Source organism: Oleiphilus sp. HI0067 (assembly GCF_001635735.1).
On record NZ_LWFI01000852.1, the window covers coordinates 1 to 921 of the forward strand.

The window sequence follows — 921 nt, forward strand, 5'->3', positions numbered from 1 at the left end:
ATCGCGATGGAAACCCCAATGTCACTTCTACTGTAACAAAAGAAGTATTGGCTCTGAGTCGTTGGATGGCAGCGGATTTATATTTGAGGGACTTGGCTTCGTTGATGACGCATTTGTCGATGTGGGAAGCGAGCGCGGAGCTTGTCGAATTAGCAGAGCAGCTAGATTCAGGTTCGGGTCGCAATCAAAGCGAGCCTTATCGGATTGTGTTGTCTTCGTTGAGAAAACGCTTATCTAACACTCGTGATTGGGCGGCAGAGGTCGCGCGTGGTGATGTTTCAAATTTCTCCCAAGATCAACTTCTCTTGTTGACAAGTGAATTACTCGAGCCTTTATTGATTTGTTATCGATCATTGCATGAAAAAGGAATAGCGCGTGTGGCAGACGGTGCCTTACTTGATGTGATTCGCCGTGTTCAATGCTTCGGTTTAGAGCTGCTGAAATTAGACGTAAGACAAGACTCTGAGCGCCATGCTGATGCGATAAACGAGATCACGGAATTTTTGGGTATCGGCACCTATAACGATTGGAAAGAGGAAGAGAGACAAGCATTCTTGTTGAAAGAGTTGCAGGGCAAACGCCCTCTGATTGCAAAGGGCATGACTTGGAGCGAAGAGACTCAAGAGGTCTTCGATACTTGTGCAGTGATTGCTGGTGAGTCAGAGGAGGCGTTTGGGTCCTATGTAATCTCTATGGCATCTAAGCCTTCTGACATATTGGCCGTTATCTTATTGTTGCGCGAGCAAGGCATGAATCGAAAGATGCGTATTGTTCCTTTGTTCGAAACCTTGGATGACTTGAATAGCGCGTCAGAAAGCATTGATAGATTGTTGAGTGTGCCTTGGTATGCAGATTACTGTGATGGCTATCAGCAGGTGATGATTGGTTACTCTGATTCGGCTAAAGATGCAGGTCAATTAG

Annotated in this window: 1 protein-coding gene; it reads left to right on the top strand. The window is 45.9% G+C overall.

The genetic code is table 11. The features are described from left to right. Positions 1–921, top strand: a 921-nt coding sequence (locus tag A3739_RS09115; RefSeq protein ID WP_156502506.1) for a phosphoenolpyruvate carboxylase, incomplete at both ends; no start/stop codon positions are given.